General features: G+C 70.7%; 25 protein-coding genes. 16 read left to right on the top strand and 9 right to left on the bottom strand.

The window, feature by feature from the left end; translation table 11 throughout:
- Positions 1-24: 24 nt before the first annotated feature.
- Genes V1227_RS32220 through V1227_RS32210 form a run of 3 tightly spaced genes read right to left on the bottom strand, consistent with a single transcriptional unit; the run spans position 25 to position 1,062 of the window.
- Entirely contained in the window at positions 25-402 is a 378-nt protein-coding gene (locus V1227_RS32220) for a MerR family transcriptional regulator (RefSeq protein WP_329789018.1), read from the bottom strand.
- A 34-nt stretch (positions 403-436) separates the two neighbouring features.
- Positions 437-823 carry a type II toxin-antitoxin system death-on-curing family toxin gene (locus V1227_RS32215; protein WP_090094863.1) on the bottom strand — a complete coding sequence of 129 codons (387 nt, stop codon included), beginning with the start codon at positions 821-823 and terminating at the stop codon, positions 437-439.
- Positions 824-855: 32 nt separating this feature from the next.
- Positions 856-1,062, bottom strand: coding sequence for a type II toxin-antitoxin system VapB family antitoxin (locus V1227_RS32210; RefSeq protein ID WP_090094862.1), 207 nt, complete (start codon positions 1,060-1,062; stop codon positions 856-858).
- Positions 1,063-1,118: 56 nt separating this feature from the next.
- Between V1227_RS32210 and V1227_RS32205 the strand changes: the two genes are divergently transcribed.
- On the top strand, positions 1,119-1,718 hold the full coding sequence (locus V1227_RS32205; RefSeq protein WP_090094861.1) for a TetR/AcrR family transcriptional regulator: 600 nt from the start codon (positions 1,119-1,121) through the stop codon (positions 1,716-1,718).
- Between the two features lie 87 nt (positions 1,719-1,805).
- On the opposite strand, the gene V1227_RS32200 is transcribed toward V1227_RS32205, so the two are convergent.
- Both V1227_RS32200 and upp read right to left on the bottom strand, forming a co-directional pair.
- A complete protein-coding gene (locus V1227_RS32200; protein WP_329789017.1) occupies positions 1,806-3,104 on the bottom strand; it encodes a glycoside hydrolase family 18 protein in 1,299 nt (432 codons plus the stop codon).
- 94 nt (positions 3,105-3,198) lie between these two features.
- Positions 3,199-3,822, bottom strand: a complete 624-nt coding sequence (gene upp / locus V1227_RS32195; protein ID WP_329789016.1) for a uracil phosphoribosyltransferase — start codon at positions 3,820-3,822, stop codon at positions 3,199-3,201.
- A gap of 33 nt (positions 3,823-3,855) precedes the next feature.
- On the opposite strand from upp, the gene V1227_RS32190 reads away from it, so the two are divergent.
- The 8 genes from V1227_RS32190 to V1227_RS32155 all read left to right on the top strand — a co-directional run bounded on the left by V1227_RS32190 (position 3,856) and on the right by V1227_RS32155 (position 10,312).
- Positions 3,856-4,467 carry a maleylpyruvate isomerase N-terminal domain-containing protein gene (locus V1227_RS32190; protein ID WP_329789015.1) on the top strand — a complete coding sequence of 204 codons (612 nt, stop codon included), beginning with the start codon at positions 3,856-3,858 and terminating at the stop codon, positions 4,465-4,467.
- 33 nt (positions 4,468-4,500) lie between these two features.
- A complete protein-coding gene (locus V1227_RS32185; protein WP_329789014.1) occupies positions 4,501-5,493 on the top strand; it encodes a Gfo/Idh/MocA family protein in 993 nt (330 codons plus the stop codon).
- Positions 5,494-5,604: 111 nt separating this feature from the next.
- Positions 5,605-5,802, top strand: coding sequence for a hypothetical protein (locus tag V1227_RS32180; protein WP_090094856.1), 198 nt, complete (start codon positions 5,605-5,607; stop codon positions 5,800-5,802).
- A 19-nt stretch (positions 5,803-5,821) separates the two neighbouring features.
- Positions 5,822-6,466, top strand: a complete 645-nt coding sequence (locus V1227_RS32175; protein WP_329789013.1) for a DUF1707 SHOCT-like domain-containing protein — start codon at positions 5,822-5,824, stop codon at positions 6,464-6,466.
- On the top strand, positions 6,466-6,780 hold the full coding sequence (locus V1227_RS32170; protein WP_329789012.1) for a hypothetical protein: 315 nt from the start codon (positions 6,466-6,468) through the stop codon (positions 6,778-6,780). Before V1227_RS32175 ends, V1227_RS32170 begins: the two co-directional genes overlap by 1 nt.
- Before the next feature lie 287 nt (positions 6,781-7,067).
- On the top strand, positions 7,068-8,024 hold the full coding sequence (gene deoC, locus V1227_RS32165) for a deoxyribose-phosphate aldolase (protein WP_236215865.1): 957 nt from the start codon (positions 7,068-7,070) through the stop codon (positions 8,022-8,024).
- Positions 8,025-8,028: 4 nt separating this feature from the next.
- The gene (locus tag V1227_RS32160) at positions 8,029-9,456 is read left to right on the top strand and encodes an aldehyde dehydrogenase family protein (RefSeq protein ID WP_329789011.1); all 1,428 of its coding nucleotides are present in this window, start codon (positions 8,029-8,031) and stop codon (positions 9,454-9,456) included.
- A complete protein-coding gene (locus tag V1227_RS32155; RefSeq protein ID WP_329789010.1) occupies positions 9,449-10,312 on the top strand; it encodes an aldehyde dehydrogenase family protein in 864 nt (287 codons plus the stop codon). The genes V1227_RS32160 and V1227_RS32155 overlap by 8 nt, the downstream gene beginning before the upstream one ends.
- Before the next feature lie 5 nt (positions 10,313-10,317).
- Here the strand turns inward: V1227_RS32155 and V1227_RS32150 are convergent, their stop codons facing one another.
- The 3 genes from V1227_RS32150 to V1227_RS32140 form a co-directional block, all read right to left on the bottom strand.
- A complete protein-coding gene (locus tag V1227_RS32150; RefSeq protein WP_329789009.1) occupies positions 10,318-10,515 on the bottom strand; it encodes a hypothetical protein in 198 nt (65 codons plus the stop codon).
- Between the two features lie 135 nt (positions 10,516-10,650).
- The gene (locus V1227_RS32145) at positions 10,651-11,277 is read right to left on the bottom strand and encodes a response regulator transcription factor (protein WP_236215869.1); all 627 of its coding nucleotides are present in this window, start codon (positions 11,275-11,277) and stop codon (positions 10,651-10,653) included.
- Positions 11,274-12,404, bottom strand: a complete 1,131-nt coding sequence (locus V1227_RS32140; protein ID WP_329789008.1) for a sensor histidine kinase — start codon at positions 12,402-12,404, stop codon at positions 11,274-11,276. Before V1227_RS32140 ends, V1227_RS32145 begins: the two co-directional genes overlap by 4 nt.
- A 109-nt stretch (positions 12,405-12,513) precedes the next feature.
- On the opposite strand from V1227_RS32140, the gene V1227_RS32135 reads away from it, so the two are divergent.
- The 3 genes from V1227_RS32135 to V1227_RS32125 all read left to right on the top strand — a co-directional run bounded on the left by V1227_RS32135 (position 12,514) and on the right by V1227_RS32125 (position 15,988).
- Positions 12,514-13,203, top strand: coding sequence for an ABC transporter ATP-binding protein (locus tag V1227_RS32135; RefSeq protein WP_329789007.1), 690 nt, complete (start codon positions 12,514-12,516; stop codon positions 13,201-13,203).
- On the top strand, positions 13,200-15,389 hold the full coding sequence (locus V1227_RS32130; protein WP_329789006.1) for an FtsX-like permease family protein: 2,190 nt from the start codon (positions 13,200-13,202) through the stop codon (positions 15,387-15,389). The genes V1227_RS32135 and V1227_RS32130 overlap by 4 nt, the downstream gene beginning before the upstream one ends.
- 77 nt (positions 15,390-15,466) lie before the next feature.
- On the top strand, positions 15,467-15,988 hold the full coding sequence (locus tag V1227_RS32125) for a VanZ family protein (protein ID WP_329789005.1): 522 nt from the start codon (positions 15,467-15,469) through the stop codon (positions 15,986-15,988).
- 14 nt (positions 15,989-16,002) lie between these two features.
- On the opposite strand, the gene V1227_RS32120 is transcribed toward V1227_RS32125, so the two are convergent.
- Positions 16,003-16,539 (bottom strand): SMI1/KNR4 family protein, encoded by a 537-nt coding sequence (locus V1227_RS32120; protein ID WP_329789004.1) that lies wholly within the window; start codon positions 16,537-16,539, stop codon positions 16,003-16,005.
- Between the two features lie 92 nt (positions 16,540-16,631).
- Between V1227_RS32120 and V1227_RS32115 the strand changes: the two genes are divergently transcribed.
- Genes V1227_RS32115 through V1227_RS32100 form a run of 4 tightly spaced genes read left to right on the top strand, consistent with a single transcriptional unit; the run spans position 16,632 to position 18,965 of the window.
- Positions 16,632-16,958 (top strand): type VII secretion target, encoded by a 327-nt coding sequence (locus V1227_RS32115; protein WP_329789003.1) that lies wholly within the window; start codon positions 16,632-16,634, stop codon positions 16,956-16,958.
- Positions 16,955-18,136 carry a C40 family peptidase gene (locus V1227_RS32110; protein WP_329789002.1) on the top strand — a complete coding sequence of 394 codons (1,182 nt, stop codon included), beginning with the start codon at positions 16,955-16,957 and terminating at the stop codon, positions 18,134-18,136. The genes V1227_RS32115 and V1227_RS32110 overlap by 4 nt, the downstream gene beginning before the upstream one ends.
- 41 nt (positions 18,137-18,177) lie before the next feature.
- The gene (locus V1227_RS32105) at positions 18,178-18,531 is read left to right on the top strand and encodes a hypothetical protein (RefSeq protein WP_236215877.1); all 354 of its coding nucleotides are present in this window, start codon (positions 18,178-18,180) and stop codon (positions 18,529-18,531) included.
- Positions 18,519-18,965, top strand: a complete 447-nt coding sequence (locus tag V1227_RS32100; RefSeq protein WP_329789001.1) for a YbaB/EbfC family nucleoid-associated protein — start codon at positions 18,519-18,521, stop codon at positions 18,963-18,965. The genes V1227_RS32105 and V1227_RS32100 overlap by 13 nt, the downstream gene beginning before the upstream one ends.
- Positions 18,966-18,974 lie beyond the last annotated feature (9 nt).

Here is an 18,974-nt window from a genome sequence, read left to right as displayed (position 1 = left end):
CCTGCAGCGATCCCAATGAACGGCTCACGCCGTCGCCTCCCAGTCCCGCTCGACCACCGCGTAGTGGTCGATCTTGTAGTCGAGCACCTCCAGGCACGTCTGCAGCTCCGCGATGCGGGCGCGGACGTCGCTGCGGTGCTCGACGAGGATCTGCTTGCGGCGGCCTGCCGTCAGGTCGCCCTTGTGCCTGAGCTGCGCGAACTCGCGCATCATGCGAATCGGCATGCCGGTCGTGCGCAGCCGCGTCACGAAAGCCAGCCAGCCGAGGTCTTCCTCCGAGTAGCTGCGACGGCCGCCCGAGTCCCGGGCGGGCGGGTCGACGAGCCCGATTCGTTCGTAGTAGCGCAAGGTGTCGATGGACAACCCGCTGCGCTGCGCGGCTTGGGCTATCGAGTAACTCACGGACTCGACGCTATGACCTGGAGTGCACTCTAGGTCAAGCGGAATCCTTCGAGATGCCCCACGCTTCGAGATGACCCGCCATCTCCGGCACGTCGATCTTGTCGCGGCCGAGGGAGCGGACGAGGTCCAGCGCGTCGTCCTCGTCGGCGTCGATCCAGTAGCCGTTGATGTCGCACATCGTGACGGCGGCGACCCAGGCGAGCCGCCAGTTGCCCTCGACGAGAGGGCGGGTCCTGACGATGGAGTCGAGCAGGGCGGAGGACTTGAGCCACAGCGTGTCGTACGCCTCCACGCCGAGAACGGTCGCGCGGGGACGGTACGCCGCCGTGTCCAGCAGGCCGATGTCCCTGACGACGAGATCGCCGCCGGTCACGGCTGTGGCCAGCACCAACAGGTCCCCGGCGTCGAGGTAGGAGATCACGGCATCCAGTTGATCACAGAGGTCTGACAGTTTCAGGAAGAACCGAGCCTATCCAAAAGACCTCGGTACTTGGGCAGCACCCGCCCCAGCACCTCGCCGAGCTTCTCCTCCTGCTGCATGCGCCGGTAGCGCTCCGCGATCGCGAGCCGCACGACCTCCTGCTTGGAGCGGCCCTCGGCGTGCGCCAGTTCAGCGAGCCGCTGGTTCTCCTCGTCGGTCAACCGCAAGGTCATCGCCATTCCCAGCACGGTATCAACTTGATACCACTCCGACCAGGGGCAGATAGGATCGGCTGGTGCCCAGGCCCAAGACCCACGACGACGCGCTGCGGCGGCGTCTGCTCGAGCGGGCGGGCGAGCTGCTCAGCACCGAGGGTCCCGCCGCGGTGAGCCTGCGCAAGATCGCCACCGACGTCAACACCTCGACGACGGCGGTCTATTCCCTCTTCGGCGGGAAGCCGGCACTGCTCGAGGCGCTCTACGACGAGGCGTTCACGCGGTTCGGCCGCAACCTCGCCGCGGTGCCGGTCACGGACGACCCGGCGGAGGACCTGCTGCGGATCGGGCTGGCGTACCGGCGCAGCGCGTTGGAGGACCCGCAGTTCTACTCGGTGCTCTACTCGAAGGTCGTCGCGCCGACGAAGGAGATGAGCCGCGCGGCGGGCAGGACGTTCGCGCCGGTGATCAACGCGGTGCGGCGCGCGGTGGAGCAGGGCGTCTACCTCGCGGAGGACCCGGAGCAGATCGCGATGTCGATGTGGGGCATCGCGCACGGTCTGGTGAGCCTGGAGCTCAACGGCAACCTGCCGCCCGGCGTGGACGCGGCCGCCACCTACGAGCTGGCATTGCGCGCGCACGGCAGGGGCTGGCGGGCGGAAGCCGGGAAAACCCTGTAGAACCACGGAATCCGGGGAGGCGGCCGCCGCGAAACCTCCCCGGACCCGCTGAACTGTCCGGTTAGGACAGTCCGTCTTCGGTGCGGCCTACCTGAGAGCGCCGTCGAGCGCCTTGATCAGCTCACCCTGCGGCGTGTCGCCGTCGAGCGACCAGACCATCGCGCCGCCGAGCCTGCGGTCGTTGATGTAGCGCGCCTTGCGCTTCATCTCCGTCGCGTCGTCGTAGGTCCACCAAGTCTTGCCGTCGTAGATCCACGCGAAGCCGGCGCGCTCGTCGCGGTAGATCTTGTACGTGTTGCCCGGCTCCGAGAGCTTCGCCTTGATGCGGTGGAAGTCCTCGTACCCCGCCTCGTACTTGGCGGGCGCGGGAACGCCGGTGCCGAACAGGCCGTTGCGCGTGCCGGGGGCGACGCCGTCCCAGCCGCGGCCGTAGAACGGCACACCGAGCACTGCCTTCGACCGCGGCGCACCGCGCGAGAGCCACGCGTTGACCGTCACCTCGGAGCTGAACTCGAACTCCGACGGGTCGCCCTCGGGCACGCGCAGCGCGGACTGCTGGTTCGCCGCCGCGTCCCACGCGCCGTGGTAGTCGTAGCCCTGCAGGGTGCCGAAGGTGAGGTAGGAGAACACCTTCCTGACCTCGAAGCCCGCGTCGACCTGCCTCGGGTCGGCCGGCAGGAACGCCGTCAGGTCGCGGTTCCAGCCCATCTGCCTGCGGTACTCGGCCAGCAGCTTGGTGAAGTTCTGCTTGTCCTCAGGACGCACGACGTTCGGCGGCGTCATGTTGCCGTTGCTGCCGGGCCACTCCCAGTCGAGGTCGACGCCGTCGAAGACGCCCTTCGCGGCGCCCTCGGGCAGACCGGGCAGGTTGCCCTTGATCCACATGTCGGTGCACGACTTGACGTGCGCGGCACGCGACTCGGGCGTCAGCGCGGCGTTGGAGAACCAGCGCGAGCCCGTCCAGCCGCCCAGCGAGATGTTGACCTTCAGCTTGGGGTACTTGGCCTTGAGCTGCTTGAGCTGGTTCAGGTTGCCCATCAGCGCCTGGCCCGCTTCGTCGGCCCTGCCGCTCACCGACTGCTCCGCGGTGTGGGGCATCTGCCAGTCGGCCCACGGGTCGGAGCTCACGCACTTGCCCGACTCGTCGAGGAAGCCGAAGGCGTAGTTCAGGTGCGTGAGCCGCGCGGCGGCCCCGCTGTCCACGAGGTTCTTGACCCGGAAGTTCCGGTCGTACACGCCCCACTGGATGAAGTACCCGACGGTGCGGGTCTTCGAGAAACCGTGGTGCCCGGTGGTCGCGACGTCGGCGTGCGCGGGCGCGGAGGCCAGCGACGCTGACAGGGCGCCGACCGCGAGCGCGGCGACACCCCATCTCCGTCTGGACATGTGACTCCTCAGTCAGATCGCGGCAGCGGCGATGTGGTCCTCAGCACGATAGGCCGAAGGTCTAGACCACTGCTACGTCCGATCGGGGTATGTCCTAAACCGCCCCGTACAGACGGTCACCGGCGTCGCCCAGGCCGGGCACGATGAAGCCGGAGTCGTTGAGCCTCTCGTCCACCGACGCCGTGACGAGGCGGCACGGCAGCTTCGAGTCCTCGAGGTGGTTGATCCCCTCGGGAGCCGCGAGCACGCACACGGCCGTCACGTCGGTCGCGCCGCGCTGGGTCAGCAGCCGGATCGTGTAGGCCATCGACCCGCCGGTCGCGAGCATCGGGTCGAGCACGAACACCGGCCGTCCCGCGAGGTCCTCCGGCAACGACTCCATGTACGGCGTCGGCTGGAGCGTCTCCTCGTCGCGCGCGAGACCGACGAACCCCATCTGGGCGTCCGGGATCAGCTTGTGCGCCTGGTCGGCCATGCCCAGACCGGCCCGCAGCACCGGCACGAGCAGCGGCGGGTTTGCCAGCCTGTAGCCGGTGGTACGAGCAACCGGCGTGTGCGTGCGGTCTTCCTTCAGCGGTGCCTCGCGCATCGCTTCGTAGACCAGCATCATGGTCAGTTCGTGCAACGCGGCGCGGAACGCGGCGTTGTCCGTGCGCGCGTCGCGCATGGTTGTGAGTCTCGCCTTGGCGAGTGGATGATCGACGACGAGAACGTCCATGCCCGACACCGTAACCGCTGGGAGGAGCGAGGGGTGTTCGAAGAGATCTACCGCGAGGCACGTCAGCGGATCGTCGGCCTGACCATGGGGCTGAGCGCCGAGGAGCTGTCGCGCACCGTCCCCGCCTGTCCTGAGTGGACCGTGCACCAGCTCCTCGCGCACCTGTCCGGCGCGGCGTCCGATCTCGCCGGCGGCCGCATGGACGGAGCGCCGTCGGACGAGTGGACCGCGCGGCACGTGGCCGAGCGCGCGGACGTGCCCGCCGACGACCTGCTGGAGCAGTGGAACGCCTCCGGCGACCGGATCGCCGAGATGTCGCGCATCCCCTACCAGCTGGCGCTCGACGCGCTCACGCACGAGGCCGACCTGCGGGCGGCGCTTCGCCGCGAACGCCTCCCCGACTCGGCCTGGCAGCCCACGCTCGTCTGGATCACCCCCCGCCGGCTGTCCGGCGTGGCGGTGAAGACGGAGCTGGGGGTGCTCGGCAACGGCCCGATCACGCTGGAGGCCGACGGCTACGAGCTGTGGCGCGCGTTCTTCGGCAGGCGCTCGCGGCGGCAGGTGCGGGCGTGGGGCTGGTCGGATCCGTCGCCGATCGACCAGCTGCCGTTCTTCCCGTTCAGAGGCACCGATCTGGTGGAGTGAACGCCGTTAACGAGCCGGTGTAGCGTCGGCCGGGTGACAGACCACGTGCGCATCGGAGTGCTCGGCGCGGCCGCGATCGCGCCCATCGCCGTCGTCCGCCCGGCCCGTTCCTCGACGGTCGCCGAGGTCGTGGCCGTCGCCGCGCGGTCGGCCGAGCGCGCCCGGACGTTCGCCGACAGGCACGGCATCGCGCGCGTGCACGACTCGTACGAGGACCTGCTGGCCGACCCGGCCGTCGACGCCGTCTACAACCCGCTGCCCAACGGCCTGCACGGCAGGTGGACGCTCGCAGCCCTGGAGGCCGGCAAGCACGTCCTGTGCGAGAAGCCCTTCACCGCGAACGCCGCCGAAGCGGCGGAGGTGGCGAAGGCCGCGCAGGCCTCCGGTCTCGTGGTGATGGAGGCGTTCCACTACCGCTACCACCCGCTGGCCGTGCGCGTGGACGAGATCGTGCGGTCCGGTGTGCTCGGACCGCTGCGGCACGTCGAGGCGTCGGTCTGCTTCCCGCTGCCGAAGTTCTCCGACATCCGCTACGACTACTCGCTGGCGGGCGGCGCGATGATGGACGCCGGCTGCTACGCGGTGCACATGGTCCGCCTGCTCGGCGGCGAGGAACCCGAGGTGCGGTCCGCGAAGGCGCTGCCGCACGGGCCTTCCGTCGACCGGGCGATGCGCGCGACGCTGAGCTTCCCGTCCGGCCACACCGGATCGGTGCACGCGTCGCTGTGGTCGTCGACGGTGCTCAAGCTGTCGATGAAGGCGATCGGCGAGAACGGCGTGCTGCACGTCCTCAACCCGCTCGGCCCGCAGCTGGCGCACCGGTTGTCGTTGCGGCTCAAGGACAGGAAGTCCACGGAGACGTTCGGGCGGCGCTCGACCTACGCGTACCAGCTCGACGCGTTCACCGCGGCGGTGCTGCACGGCAGACCGTTCCCGACGACCGCCGACGACGCGGTGCGCACCATGACCGTGATCGACGCCGTCTACCGCGCGGCCGGGCTGCCGCTGCGCAGGCCGACACCGTGACGCGACCGAAAACCACCTGATCAGGGGGCTTTACAACCCGTTCCGGGAATGCAGAACCGCCCCGGCGGCACCGATGTGTCTCGTAGCTAGTGGAGACGCGGAGGTGTGACAGTGAGAATCGAACAAAAGCCCGCCCAGCAGTGGTGTGAATCCCCGCTGGTCATCATGGGGGTGTCGGTGTCGATCGCCGTGGTGATCGGGGTGCTGCCGCTGACGTGGGGCTACAGCCCGGCCCTGGCCTCGGCGCTCGCCGCCGCCCTGCTGCTCGCCCTCGCGATCACGGTCAAGTACGCACCGAACCGCAAGTGAGCGCTCTAGACTCGATCGGGTGAGCGACGAGCTGGTACCCGCTGATCAGAGTCACCTGCGCGCCTCGGACGCGGACCGGGAACAGATCGCGCAGGTGCTGCACAAGGCGACCGCCGAAGGCCGCCTCGACATCCACGAGCTGGACGAGCGCCTGGCGGCCGTCTACGCCGCGAAGACCTACGGCGAGCTCGTCCCGATCACGGCCGACCTGGTCGTCAGCGGCCTGCCGCGGAACCCGGCGATCCCGCAGTACCAGCCCGCGGTGAGCGACCGCATCGGCGGCGAACCGGGCAGCGCGGTGTCGGTGGCGTTCTGGTCGGGCGTCCACCGCAAGGGCCAGTGGGTCGTCCCGCGCATGCACAACGCGGTCGCCGTGATGGGCGGCATCGAGATCGACCTGACCCACGCCCGGTTCGCCGAGCAGGAGGTCACCATCAGCTGCTTCGCGTTCTGGGGCGGCGTCGAGATCCGGGTGCCCGACGACATCAACGTCCACGTCGACGGTTTCGGCTTCATGGGCGCCTTCGAGGACCGCGCGCCCGCCCGCCGGCACATCCCGGGCGCGCCGACCGTGCGGATCACGGGGCTCGCGCTGATGGGCGGCGTGGAGGTGAAGGGACCCAAGCGGAAGAAGTCCCAGGTCCTGCGCGAGCTGCTGGACTGATGCGGCTGGCCGACCTGGTCGAGCTGGCGGAGATGACCGGTGCGCGCGTCTGGCTCAAGATGGACGGGCAACGCGCCACGCACCGGTGGACGGTGATCATCTCCCACGCCGGCACCGGCTTCCACCACCGGCGTGACGTCAACCGCCTCGACCACGTGGTCAAGATCCTGCGGGACGAGCTGGTGCGGCTGCCGGGCGACTGGTCGTGGTTGCGGGAACCGGTCGAGGACCTGAACGAGGTCGCGGAGTTCTACGAGGAACGGGGTGACGACGGGGAGGTGGTCCTCATCGACCGGCCTGACCTGCTGCGCTGAAACAGGTGTTCCGCCGCACTGTGGAGCCGGTCGACGTCCGGCGTCCGCACGCCGTCCCCGGGGTCGCCGGCGCTGCGGCCGATCGTCCACCGGCAGCTCCTGCACCTCGTCGTGATCCAGTCCGTGATCACCGCACCGGACGAGCCCTCGGTGCCGCTGAACCGCCTCCCTGACGGTGCCCGCGCAGGTGCGGCGAGCAAGGCTCGTCACACCTCCGCACAGGGCCTCTGAGCTGCGCGAACACGCTCACTTAGGACGGGCGTCCCATTCCGCTTAGACTCCTGGGCATGGCTGCTCCAACGACACTGCCGTCGGCCCTGGCTGACGCCGTGCGCGACGACTCGTCGCTGCGGCGTTTCCTGCACGGGCTCCCCGGCGTCGACCAGGTCGGCGTCGAGCAACGAGCCGCGGGCCTCGGCACGCGGAGCATCAAGAAGGCCTCGAAGCTGCACGCCATCGACCTGGCGATCAGCATGGTGGACCTGACCACGCTCGAGGGCGCGGACACGCCCGGCAAGGTGCGCGGCCTCGCCGCCAAGGCGAAGCGGCCCGACCCCGAGCGGCCGGACGTGCCGCGGGTCGCGGCGGTCTGCGTCTACCCGGACATGGTCGCCACGGCGGCGAAGGAGCTGCAGGGCACCGGGATCAACGTCGCCAGCGTCGCGACGGCGTTCCCCAGCGGGCGCAGCACGCTCGACATCAAGCTGGCCGACACCCGGTTCGCCGTCCAGGAGGGCGCGAGCGAGGTCGACATGGTGATCGACCGCGGCGCGTTCCTGAGCGGCCGGTACGGGCAGGTGTTCGAGGAGATCGTCAAGGTCAAGGAGGCGTGCGGGGACGCGCACCTCAAGGTCATCCTCGAGACCGGCGAGCTCGTGACGTACGACAACGTGCGCCGCGCGTCGTGGCTCGCGCTGCTGGCCGGCGGCGACTTCATCAAGACCTCGACCGGCAAGGTGCAGCCCGCCGCGACGCTGCCGGTCACGCACGTGATGCTGCAGGCCGTGCGCGACTGGAAGGCGCAGACCGGTGAGCTGCGCGGGGTGAAGCCCGCCGGCGGCATCCGCGCGACCAAGGACGCGATCAAGTACCTGGTGGCCGTGCACGAGGTGGCCGGTCCGGAGTGGCTCGACCCGAACCTCTTCCGGTTCGGCGCGTCGACGTTGCTCAACGACCTGCTCATGCAGCGTCGGACCCAGTTGGACGGCCACTACAGCGGCCCGGACTACGTGACGGTGGACTGAAGACATGTGGGAATACGCCCCCGCGCCCGAGTCGCGGGACATCGCGAACCTCAAGCCCTCGTACAAGATGTTCGTCGACGGCAAGTTCGTCGAGGGCACCGGCGAGCCGCTCAAGACCGTCAACCCGGCCACCGAGGAGGTGCTCGCGGAGGTCTCGACCGCGTCGCAGTCCGATGTGGACACCGCGGTCAAGGCCGCGCGCAAGGCCTACGACCGCGTGTGGTCGAAGATGCCGGGCAGCGAGCGCGCCAAGTACATCTACCGCATCGCGCGGCAGATCCAGGAGCGCGGCCGTGAGCTCGCGGTGCTGGAGTCGCTCGACAACGGCAAGCCGATCAAGGAGTCGCGCGACGTCGACGTCCCGACGGCCGCCTCGCACTTCTTCTACCACGCGGGCTGGGCGGACAAGCTCGGCTACGCGGGCTACGGCCCGGACCCGAAGCCGCTGGGCGTCGCGGGCCAGGTCATCCCGTGGAACTTCCCGCTGCTGATGGCGGCGTGGAAGATCGCCCCCGCGCTCGCGTGCGGCAACACGGTCGTGCTCAAGCCCGCCGAGACCACGCCGCTGACGGCGCTGGTGCTGGCGGACATCATCCAGCAGTGCGACCTGCCGCCGGGCGTCGTGAACATCATCCCGGGCGCCGGTGACGTCGGCGCCGCGCTCGTCGGCCACGAGGACGTGAACAAGGTCGCCTTCACCGGCTCGACCGACGTCGGCAAGGTCATCCAGGGCCGGCTGGCGGGCACGTCGAAGAAGCTGACGCTCGAACTGGGCGGCAAGGCGGCGAACATCGTCTTCGACGACGCCCCTCTCGACCAGGCCGTCGAGGGCATCGTCAACGGCATCTTCTTCAACCAGGGCCACGTCTGCTGCGCCGGCTCCCGCCTCCTCGTGCAGGAGTCGATCGCCGACGAGCTGGTCGAGAAGCTGCACGCGCGCGTCAGCACGTTGCGCGTCGGCGACCCGCTCGACAAGAACACCGACGTCGGCGCGATCAACTCCCGCGAGCAGCTCACCAAGATCAAGGAGCTGACGGAGTCCGGCGAGGCCGAGGGCGCCCAGCGCTGGACGTCCTCCTGCCCGTTGCCGGACAAGGGTTTCTTCTTCGCCCCGACCGTCTTCTCCGGTGTCTCGCAGGCGATGCGCATCGCCCGCGAGGAGATCTTCGGCCCGGTCCTGTCCGTCCTGACCTTCCGCACGCCGGAAGAGGCGGTCGCCAAGGCGAACAACACGCCGTACGGCCTGTCCGCGGGCATCTGGACCGAGAAGGGCTCGCGCATCCTCTGGATGGCACAGCGCATGCGCGCCGGCGTCGTGTGGTCCAACACGTTCAACCGCTTCGACCCGACCGCGCCGTTCGGCGGTTACCAGGAGTCGGGCTTCGGCCGTGAGGGCGGCCGCACCGGTCTGGAGGCCTACCTCGATGTCTGATCGACTCACGGTCGCGAAGACCTACAAGCTCTACATCGGCGGCAAGTTCCCGCGCTCGGAGTCCGGCCGCAGCTACCCGGTGACCGACACCAGGGGCACCTTCCTCGCCAACGCCGCACAGGGTTCCCGCAAGGACGCCCGCGACGCCGTGGCAGCCGCCCGCAAGGCCTTCGACGCCTGGTCCGGCGCCACCGCCTACAACCGGGGCCAGGTCCTGTACCGCGTGGCCGAGGTCCTCGAAGGCCGCCGCGAGCAGTTCATCTCCGAGGTCGCCACCTCGGAAGGCGTCCCGGCGAAGAAAGCCCAGTCCCTGGTGGACACGGCAATCGACCGCTGGGTCTGGTACGCGGGCTGGACCGACAAGATCGCGGCCGTCCTGGGCTCCTCGAACCCGGTCGCGGGCCCGTACTTCTCGTTCTCCACCCCCGAACCCACGGGCGTGGTGGCGGTGCTGGCCCCCCAGCAGTCCTCACTGCTGGGCCTGGTCTCGGTGATCGCCCCGGTGGTCGCCTCCGGCAACACCTGCGTGGTCATCACCTCCCAGGACCGCCCGCTCCCCGCCATCACCCTGTCCGAGGTGCTGGCCACGAGCGACGTCCCCGGCGGCGTGGTCAACATCATCACCGGCCGCACGGCGGAGATCGCCCCGTGGCTGGCCTCGCACGCGGACGTCAACGCCCTGGACCTCACCGGCGCCCCGGACTCCCTGCGCGCCGACCTGGAACGCGCGGCTGCGGGCACCGTGAAGCGCGTGCTGCGCAACAAGCCGAACGAGGACTTCACCGCGACGCCGGACATGTCCCGCCTGCGCGCCTACCTCGAAACGAAGACGGTCTGGCACCCCATGGGCGTCTGACACCCTCAGTCGGCGGCGTAGGCCTTCCCCTGCGCCGCCAACTCCTCACCGAGGATCCTGACCGCCTTCGGCCCCACGCCGTGGATCTCCAACAGCGCCTTGGCCGACACCTTCGTCAGCGAGTCGAACGTCGCATAGCCGTGCGCGACCAGCTCACGGTTGGCGACCTTGCCGATGGTGCGCGGAAACTCGGACTCGGGCATGCCAGGAAGTCCACCACACGCCCACGCGCTGCCGAAGGCGAGCCGCTTTTGCTCTTGCCCTTGGCTCTCAGGCGACCCCGCCATCCACCAAGGGACACAACCAGGCCGCACACGACGAAACCACCAAACAGGCGATCAGGAGTTGACCAACCCGGCCCGCCAAGCCCAAGAAGCGATCCCAACCCGGTTCCGGACGTTCAACTTGGCCTGCACCGACGCCAGATGCGTCTTGACGGTGGACAAGGAGAGGTAGAGCTCGGAAGCGATCTCCTGGTTGGACAACCCCCGCGCCACCTCCCGGACCACGTCCTGCTCCCGAGCGGTCAGCAACCCCAGGTCAGGCCGGGACGCCGGCCGGGCGAAGTGCTCCAGCATCCGCACCGTGACCTGGGGCGAGATCAGGGCGTTCCCGGCAGCGGCAGCGCGAACGGCCTCGACCAGCAACGCGGGCCCGGCATCCTTGGTCAGGAACCCGGACGCACCGTTCTCCAGGGCCGTGTGCACGTACTCGTCCAGGTCGAAGGTGGTCACCACCACGACCTTCGTGGTCGGCGACAACTTCTTCGTCACCTCGAGCCCGTCCAGGCCGGGCATCCGGATGTCGAGCAACGCGACGTCCGGCTTGTGCTCGCGAGCCGCGGTGACAGCCGCGACCCCGTCGGCGACATCAGCCACCACGGTGATGTCCGGCTGCTTCTCCAGGATCATCCGAAACCCGACGCGGACCATCTCCTGGTCGTCGGCGATGAGGACCGAGATCACTTCTTCCCTTCCAGGGGTAGCTCGGCGAGCACCTGCCAGCCGGTCTCACGCGGACCCGCGGAGAACAGGCCGCCCAGCAGGTCGACCCTCTCACGCATCCCCACGAGACCGTAGCCACCCTGGTTCAGCTCGTGCGGCTGACCGTCGTCGGCCACGACCACGCGCAACGCCCCCGCGGGCGTCCGGGAGATCTCCACGTCGATCAGCGTGGGCGAGACCGCGTGTTTGTGCACGTTGGTGAGGGACTCCTGGACCAGGCGCAGCACCGAGCGGCCGAGCTCCGGCGCGACCTCGTCGGGGAGGTCGATGCGCAGGCGGGTGTCGAAGCCGAGTTCGCGGGTGCGTTCGACCGCCGAGATGACGTCGGCGGCGAGGTCGGTGGTGGCGGCCTCGTTCACGCCCTGGCGCAGGGTGCCGACGAGGCGGCGCATGGCGCCCAGGGCTTCCGTGCCCGACCGGACGATGCCGGGGAGCAGGCGGTGCGCGGCTCGCGGGTCGTCGTCGGAGACCTCCAGGGCCGCCTGGGCCTGCACGAGCATGCCGGTCACGTGGTGGGCGACCACGTCGTGCAGCTCGCGGGCCAGGGCGATGCGCTCCTCCTTCTGCGCGTCGACGACGGCAGCGGCGATCAGGCGGCCGCTCTCGGTGTCGCGGGCGCGGAAGTAGAGGCCCGTGCCGACGGCGGCGAAGCCGAGGACGAGCGAGCCGAGCATCTCGTTGTAGTTGCCGCCGGAGAGCCAGTTGTCGCGGACGATCGCGGCGAAGAAGCTCACGGCCATCAGGGCGCCGACCGACCACGTGGCCGCGCGGCGCGGTTCCTCGCGGACCACGACGGCCGTGATGACCAGGCAGGCGGCGGTCTCGGCGACGGTCAGCGGGCTCAGGATCGTCGGCACGTAGACCTGGAAGACCCGGATCACGAACGACGACAGGAAGATCGACACCACCGCCACCGGGATGGTGAAGGCGCGCGACTTGAACGACGTGACCGCCACGATGCACACGGGCACGGTCATCAGCCACACCAGCGCCTGGCGGCTGCCACCCCCGCTCATCAGCAGCAGCTGGCCGAGCATCAGCAAGGCGAGCACGGCGGCGATCGGCCATTGGCCCCGGTGACTGTCCACGGCGGACAACGGTAGGACCCCCACACCTCTGCGGCCTCGGTCATCCGGCTGATCCGGAGTGTCGTCAAGGCTGAGGTTTTCGCCGCGCGCGAGGAGCACCTTGAGGACCATGAATCCGGTTCTGGCCGCTCGTGGCCTGGTCAAGACCTACGGCGACGTGCACGCGCTCGCCGGGGTGGACGTCGACATCTCCGCAGGGGACGTGCTGGCGGTCGTCGGCCCGTCCGGGTCCGGCAAGACGACGCTCCTGCACGTGCTGTCCGGCATCCTGCGCGCCGACGGGGGCGAGGTGTTCCTCGACGGGCGCGCGATCGGCGAGCTGAACGAGACGGGGCGCAGCGCGCTCAGGCGCACCGCGTTCGGGTTCGTGTTCCAGTCGGGCATGCTCGTCGCCGAGCTCACGGCCGAGGAGAACGCGGCCCTGCCGATGCTGCTCGCGGGCGGCTCGCGCGAGGAGTCGCTCGGCGCGGCGAGGCTGTGGCTGTCGCGGCTCGGCCTGCGGGGGCTCGAGAAGCGGCTGCCGGGCCAGCTCTCCGGCGGTCAGGCGCAACGGGTCGCGATCGCCCGGGCCCTCGCGCACCGGCCGCGCGTGATCTTCGCCGACGAGCCGACCGGCGCGCTCGACACGCGCACCGGCCAGGAGATGATGACCGCCCTGCTGCGGGCCGCGGAGGAGACGGGCGCGGCCGTCGTGATCGTCACCCACGACAAGGCCATCGCGGACCGCGCGCTGCGCGTCGTCGAGATCCAGGACGGCAGGATCGCGAACACCGACTCCGCCAGGGCGGTGTCGGCGTGAGGATCGCTCTCGCGGTGCTGCGCCGCGACCGCCGCAGCCAGATCGCGACCGGCCTGGTCGCCCTCGGCGTGATGATCGCGGTGTCGCTGGTCCTGTGGCTGCTCGCGGCACCGAACGGCCTCCAGGCGCGTGCCGAGCGCACGGCGTGGCGCGACATCTCCGCCGGCGCGGACGGCAGGAGCACCATCTCCGTCGCGGCGACCAGGGACTCGTACCGGGGCAGGCTGATCGAGCGGTACGACGTCGCCCGCGACCGGCCCGGCGAGGTGCCCGTCGCGAAGGGCATCGCGCGGTTCCCGGAGGCGGGCGAGGTGCTGCTGTCCCCCGCCCTCGCGGACCTCGTGCGCGCGGCCCCGGCGGAGAACCTCGGCAACCGGTTCCCCGGCGCGGTGATCGCCGAGCTCGGCCGGGAAGCGCTGAAGTACGAGGGCGAGCTCGTCGCGATCGTCGGTCACGAGGCAGTGGCCGACGGCCTGCCGACGACCGGGCTCGCGAACGCCCATGCGACGTACACCGACGACTACAGGGGTCTGCTCCACCTGCTCACCCGCGTGGGCCTGGTGGTGCTCGTCGTGCCGTGCCTCGTGCTGGTCGCGTCGGCGGCCAGGCTGACGGCGGCGAAGCGCGAACGGCGGCTCGCCGCGCTGAGGCTCGCCGGCGCGTCCCCGCGGCAGGTCGTCGTGATGACCGCGATCGAGACCGCGGTCGGCGCCGTCGTCGGCAGCGTGCTCGGGGTGCTGCTCGCCCAGCCGTTCAGCCACCTGACCGCCAAGATCCCCTGGGAGGGCGGCACCTGGTACCCCGGCGACTTCGTGCCCGATCCGTTCGTGATCGCGGCGGCGGCCGTGCTCGCCCCGGTCCTGGTCGTCGGCGCGGCGATCACGGGGCTGCGCCGCGTCGTGCAGCGACCCCTTGCGGCAGAGGAGAAGCGCGAGGTCCGGTCGTGGCGGGTGCTGACGATCGCGGGCGCGATCGGCGTGTTCTTCCTCGGCATCGCGTACGCGCAGCAGGCCGGCGGCGACAACCGGTTCACCGTCGTGCTCACCGGGCTCGGGGCGGTGGCGCTCGCGCTGGTGCTGACCGGTCCGGTGGTCACGGCGTGGGTCGGCAGGTTCTTCGTCGGGCGGTGGAGCAGGCCGTCGACGCTGCTCGCGGGGCGCAGGCTCGCCGGCGACCCGGTGGCGGCGTTCCGCGGCTCGGCCGGCGTGGTGATCGCGGTGTTCACCGGCTCGATGGCGCTGACCATGCTGCCGGGCCTCGAAACCACGGTGCCGAGCCGCGACGGCACGTGGCGGGCGGACGCGATCGTCGCCGAGCAGGTGGGCCTCGACGTCACGCCGCTGCGGCTCGCGACCTCGGCGCCGATCGTCACGATGCTCGCCGGCAACGTCGGCAACGGCGACCGCGAGCACCACGGCTACTCCGTGCTCGTCGGCCGGTGCACCGAGGTCGCCAGGGTGCTCGAGGACCTGCGCTGCCAGGACGGCCCGGCCGTCTACGCGCCGGAGGAGCTGAGGTACGACCACTTCCGCGCCGGCTCGCAGGACGACGAGATCACCGCGGAACTGCCCGCGGAGCACGTGACGCGGCCGTTCCCGGGAACCGGCAGGGTCCAGGCGGTGATCGACCCCGAACTCCTGCCCGCCGTGCGGGGCAGGGTGTCCCTGGTCGGGGTGCCGACCACGCCCGAGAACCGCGAGGCCGTGCACACCGCGTTCATCCGCGCGCTGCCCGGAGCACCGCTGACCGACGGCGAGGTCACCGGCCTGTGGGGCGACACGCTCAGCGAAGACCTGCGGCGGGCCACGGTCATCGGCCTCTCCCTCGCGGCAGTGCTCGGCGGCATCGGCGCGGCGGTCGCGGCGGCGGGATCGGTGATCGACCGGCGGCGCACTTTCGGCGCGTTGATCGCGGCCGGAACCCCCGTTCGCGTGCTGGCTCACGCATTGCGCCGCGAAGTGGTGCTGCCCGTGTTCGCCGTCACAATTGCGGCGTGCGGCGCGGGAATCGCCGTGGGCCTCGGATTGCTCGCTTTGGCGCGTGGCATGGTGGGCGGTGAGGATTTGCCGCTCACGCCGTGGGTGGTCGCCCCGGTGGCCGTCGGAGTGCTGGTCGCGCTGGTGGCGGCCCTGGCGTGCGGCCCGGTACTACGCGGCATCAGCCCACGGGATTACGCGGCGGAGTAGTGCTCGGCCGGAAGTACGAGGCGGGAATTGGCCCTCAGCGCGATGTGCGCGGAGGGCCATTTTCCTACCTTGGATTCATGACGAATGCACAGCTCGTGAGCATCCAATGGGGCGTTTTCCTCTCCGTCGTCTTCCTGCTCCCGCAGCTGTTGTTCCGCCGGCTGACGTTGCGCGGCACCGCGATCACCGTTTACGCGAGCATGCTCTTCTCGGCGACGTTCCTGCCCGTGCAGACCGTTCCGCCGCGCCAGTCCGTGCAGCTGGTCCCGTTCCAGTGGATCGCCGACACCTTCCGCGACGGGCAGATCGCGTTCGACCAGATGACGCTGAACCTGCTGCTGTTCGTGCCGCTCGGCGCGATGCTGGCGTTCTGGGGCAAGCGCACCATCGGGCAGGCCGCGCTGATCGGCTGCGGCGTCTCGCTGCTCATCGAGGGCTCGCAGCTGCTGTGGGCGAACCGGATCTTCGACGTCGACGACCTGATCACCAACACCACCGGCACCGCGCTCGGCTGGCTCGGCGCGCTGGCCGCCGTGAAGGTCCACGCCCGCGTGAAGGCCGCCTCGGTGCCGCGGCGCGAGCTCGCCGGCGTGCGCTGACGCGAGCGAGGTTCCTAGCTCGTGCGCCAGCCCAGCTCGCCCGCGGTGTTGACCTCGGGGAAGCAGTGCCCGACCGTGCTGCGGGTCTCCAGGGCCGTCGCCACCTGGTCGAACATCTCCACGATCGACATCCACTCCGGCTTGAGCATCTCGTTGCGCTCCTGGTCCCACTCGACCACGCAACCGCGCAGCGCGCCGGGCCTCAGGTCGACCGCGAGCACGTCACCCGTGCCGTCGAACGCGATGGGCAGCCAGCCCGGGTGGAAGCCCGAGGTCGGCGCGCCCGCCTCGGTCGAGTCCACCGGCTTGCTCGCGTGGGTGTCCCTCAGCACGAACGCGCGGTCGGCGCACAGCGGCGTGTAGAAGGGCGGCAGGATCTCGGCGTACAGGCCGTCCTCGGTGCCGCCGAAGACGCTCCACCACAGCTGCAGGTCGATCGGAACCCGAAGATCCGGCAGTGCGTCATACCTCGGACGCAGCACGGCGCGGGTGGCGGGAGCGTGCTCCGCCAGCCATGCCAGGATCCGGTTCCAGTGCTCGATCACACCCACCGCCCCATGATCTTGGCGGAACGACGGGCGAGGTACCGCTCATCGGGGCAGGATCGGGGCGAACAGGTCACGACTGGGGGAAGAGCTTTCAGATGGCGGAACAAGGTCTCGAGGTCGACCTCGACGCCCTGACGGGATACGCCTCGGCGGTGAGCGGTCTGGCGAGCGAGATCGGCGCGGTCGGCACCGGCACGTTGAGCGGCACCACCGCATTGCCGGGCGACTGCTTCGGCAAGATCGGCAACGAGGTGGGCCTCAACGCCGCGTTCCAGGCGGCGGCCCAGGTCCAGCTCGACGCGCTCAAGGCGGCGTCGACGGGCCTCGCCGGTCTCGGCACGGCGGTCGCGAAGGCCCGCGAGGCCTACATCGCTCAAGAAGACGCGAACAAGGCCGCGCTCGGCAAGGCGGCGCGGGCATGAGCGTCGAGGGACTCCTGAGCCAGTTCATCGCTCCCATGAAGGAGGACCTGGCCAAGCTCGACGGCGACACCGGCGGCGCCACGCGGGCCGGTGACGCGTTCGGCCGCGCCCAGACCGCGCTGACGGACCTGGGCTCGCGGCACGGCTCGGCCTCGACGGCGGTGCTGAACACGTGGTCGGGCGACAAGGCGAACGCCTTCACCTCCCGCGTCTCGACCTTCGCCTCGGCCGCGACCCTGCTGGCCTCGAACGCCTCCACCGTGAAGACCGTCGCCTCGACCGGCGTCGCCGCGGTGACCGGCGGCCGCACCGCCATCCAGGGCCTGATCGACGAGTTCACGGCCAAGGCGACGCCGAAGCTCGCGGCCGCGCTGGCCCTCTCGGTCGTGGCGGGGCCCGGCGTCGTGCTGGCGGCCGTGGCGGACCTGGCCGGGATGGCCTCGGGCTACCAGGGCAGGACCTCCGCCGAGCTGCAGAAGGTGCGCGACCAGCTCACGCAGCTCGTCGGGCAGCTGGGCGGCCTGCAGAAGCCGGACGCCGGCGCGCTGGAGAGGCTCGGCGAACCGCTCGGCGGTGACGAGGGCTCCACGGTCGCGGCCGGCGTCACCGACACACCCCGGCAGGAGTCCGGTCCCGGTTCGAACTCGGGCAACGGCGGCGGCTCCGGTGGTGGCGGCGGTGGCGGTTCGGGCGGTGGCGGTGGCGGAGGAGGCGGCGGTGGAGGAGGCGGGGGCGGTGGCTCCGGCCCGCGCCTGCCCGTCGCGATCCCGCCGCAGCCCGGTGACGGCGTCGGCGTGAACCTGCCCGACGGCAGCAGCGCCGAGGCGCCGAACGAGATCGCCGCCATGGCCGTGCGCAACGCGCTGTCCGCCCTCGGCACCCCGTACGTGTGGGGCGGCGCGAACCCGCCCCAGGGCACCGACTGCTCCGGCCTCACGCAGTGGGCGTACGCCGGTGCGGGCTTCGACATCCCGCGCCCGGCCTCGTCGCAGGCGATGGGCGCCTCGGTGCCGCCGGACCAGCTGCTGCCCGGCGACCTCGTGGTGTGGGACGGGCACGTGGCGATGGTGATCGGCAACGGCCAGATGGTCGAGGCCGGTGACCCGGTGCAGGTGCAGCCGATCCGCACGACGAACAGCGGCATGTCGTTCTACGGCTTCTACCGGCCGACGGGCTGAGCCCGGTTCGGGCACACTGTCGGCAGCAGGGGGTGATCAAGGTGGACGACGACGTCGAGCGCGCCGCGCGGAAGGTGCGCGAGGTCGAGCAAGCCGTGTCGGAGCGCGTCACGCACACAGGACCCATCACGGGTCGTGCGTCCTCTCCGGACGGCGCGGTGACGGTGGTCGCCACGCCGGGAGGCCCGCCGCAGCAGGTCGTGGTGAGCCCGGCGGCGTTGCGGATGGGCCCGCAGGGTCTCGCCGCCGAGATCATGCGCATCGCGGACAGGGCGCGGCGCACCGCGAACACCCGGCTGCACCAGGCGCTGGACCGGGTCGTCGACCCGCGCGAGCTGGCGGCGATGGGGATCGAACGCGGGCAGGACGAGGACGACTTCGGGTGGCACCGGTGAACGAGGAGCGCATGCGGGCCACCGAGCAGCTCCGGCGCGATCTCGCCGTCCTGACCGCCACGGTCGAGCACCCGAACGGGCTGTGCACGGTCACGGCGTCGCCGGCGGGCGAGATCAGGGCACTGCACCTGCACCCGGTGCTGCTGCGGCAGGGCGCGCAGGCCGTCGGCCAGGTCGTCACCGAGACCGTCCGGCTCGCGACGAACGCGGCCGTGCAGACGAGCTTCAACAAGACGGCGCTGGCCCTCGGCGACGGGATGGCGATCGACGTCGAATCGATCGCGGGCGACTCGCCCTTCCGGTCGACGTGGAACCCCGTCGTGACGCCGAAAGCCCCTGCTGAGCAGGCAGCTCCGGAGCGCAGGCCGCGGTCCCCGCGCGTCGAGGACACCGACGACGACGCTTTCTTCGACAACCCCTCGTGGCTTCGGTGATCAGCACCG

Origin of the sequence: Lentzea sp. DG1S-22, from assembly GCF_036321065.1 — a bacterium.
Taxonomy (GTDB): Bacteria; Actinomycetota; Actinomycetes; order Mycobacteriales; family Pseudonocardiaceae; genus Lentzea; species Lentzea jiangxiensis.
Note: the sequence above shows the minus strand (reverse complement) of the source record. Positions and strands in the feature narration are given on the sequence as shown.

Coding starts and splice junctions, on each gene's coding strand:
- V1227_RS32155 (WP_329789010.1), top strand. CDS start 9,449: ATGTCTGATCGACTCACGGTCGCGAAGACCTACAAGCTCTACATCGGC.
- V1227_RS32210 (WP_090094862.1), bottom strand. CDS start 1,062: ATGGCGATGACCTTGCGGTTGACCGACGAGGAGAACCAGCGGCTCGCT.
- V1227_RS32200 (WP_329789017.1), bottom strand. CDS start 3,104: ATGTCCAGACGGAGATGGGGTGTCGCCGCGCTCGCGGTCGGCGCCCTG.
- V1227_RS32170 (WP_329789012.1), top strand. CDS start 6,466: ATGCGGCTGGCCGACCTGGTCGAGCTGGCGGAGATGACCGGTGCGCGC.
- V1227_RS32160 (WP_329789011.1), top strand. CDS start 8,029: ATGTGGGAATACGCCCCCGCGCCCGAGTCGCGGGACATCGCGAACCTC.
- upp (WP_329789016.1), bottom strand. CDS start 3,822: ATGGACGTTCTCGTCGTCGATCATCCACTCGCCAAGGCGAGACTCACA.
- V1227_RS32135 (WP_329789007.1), top strand. CDS start 12,514: ATGAATCCGGTTCTGGCCGCTCGTGGCCTGGTCAAGACCTACGGCGAC.
- V1227_RS32110 (WP_329789002.1), top strand. CDS start 16,955: ATGAGCGTCGAGGGACTCCTGAGCCAGTTCATCGCTCCCATGAAGGAG.
- V1227_RS32150 (WP_329789009.1), bottom strand. CDS start 10,515: ATGCCCGAGTCCGAGTTTCCGCGCACCATCGGCAAGGTCGCCAACCGT.
- deoC (WP_236215865.1), top strand. CDS start 7,068: ATGGCTGCTCCAACGACACTGCCGTCGGCCCTGGCTGACGCCGTGCGC.
- V1227_RS32125 (WP_329789005.1), top strand. CDS start 15,467: ATGACGAATGCACAGCTCGTGAGCATCCAATGGGGCGTTTTCCTCTCC.
- V1227_RS32115 (WP_329789003.1), top strand. CDS start 16,632: ATGGCGGAACAAGGTCTCGAGGTCGACCTCGACGCCCTGACGGGATAC.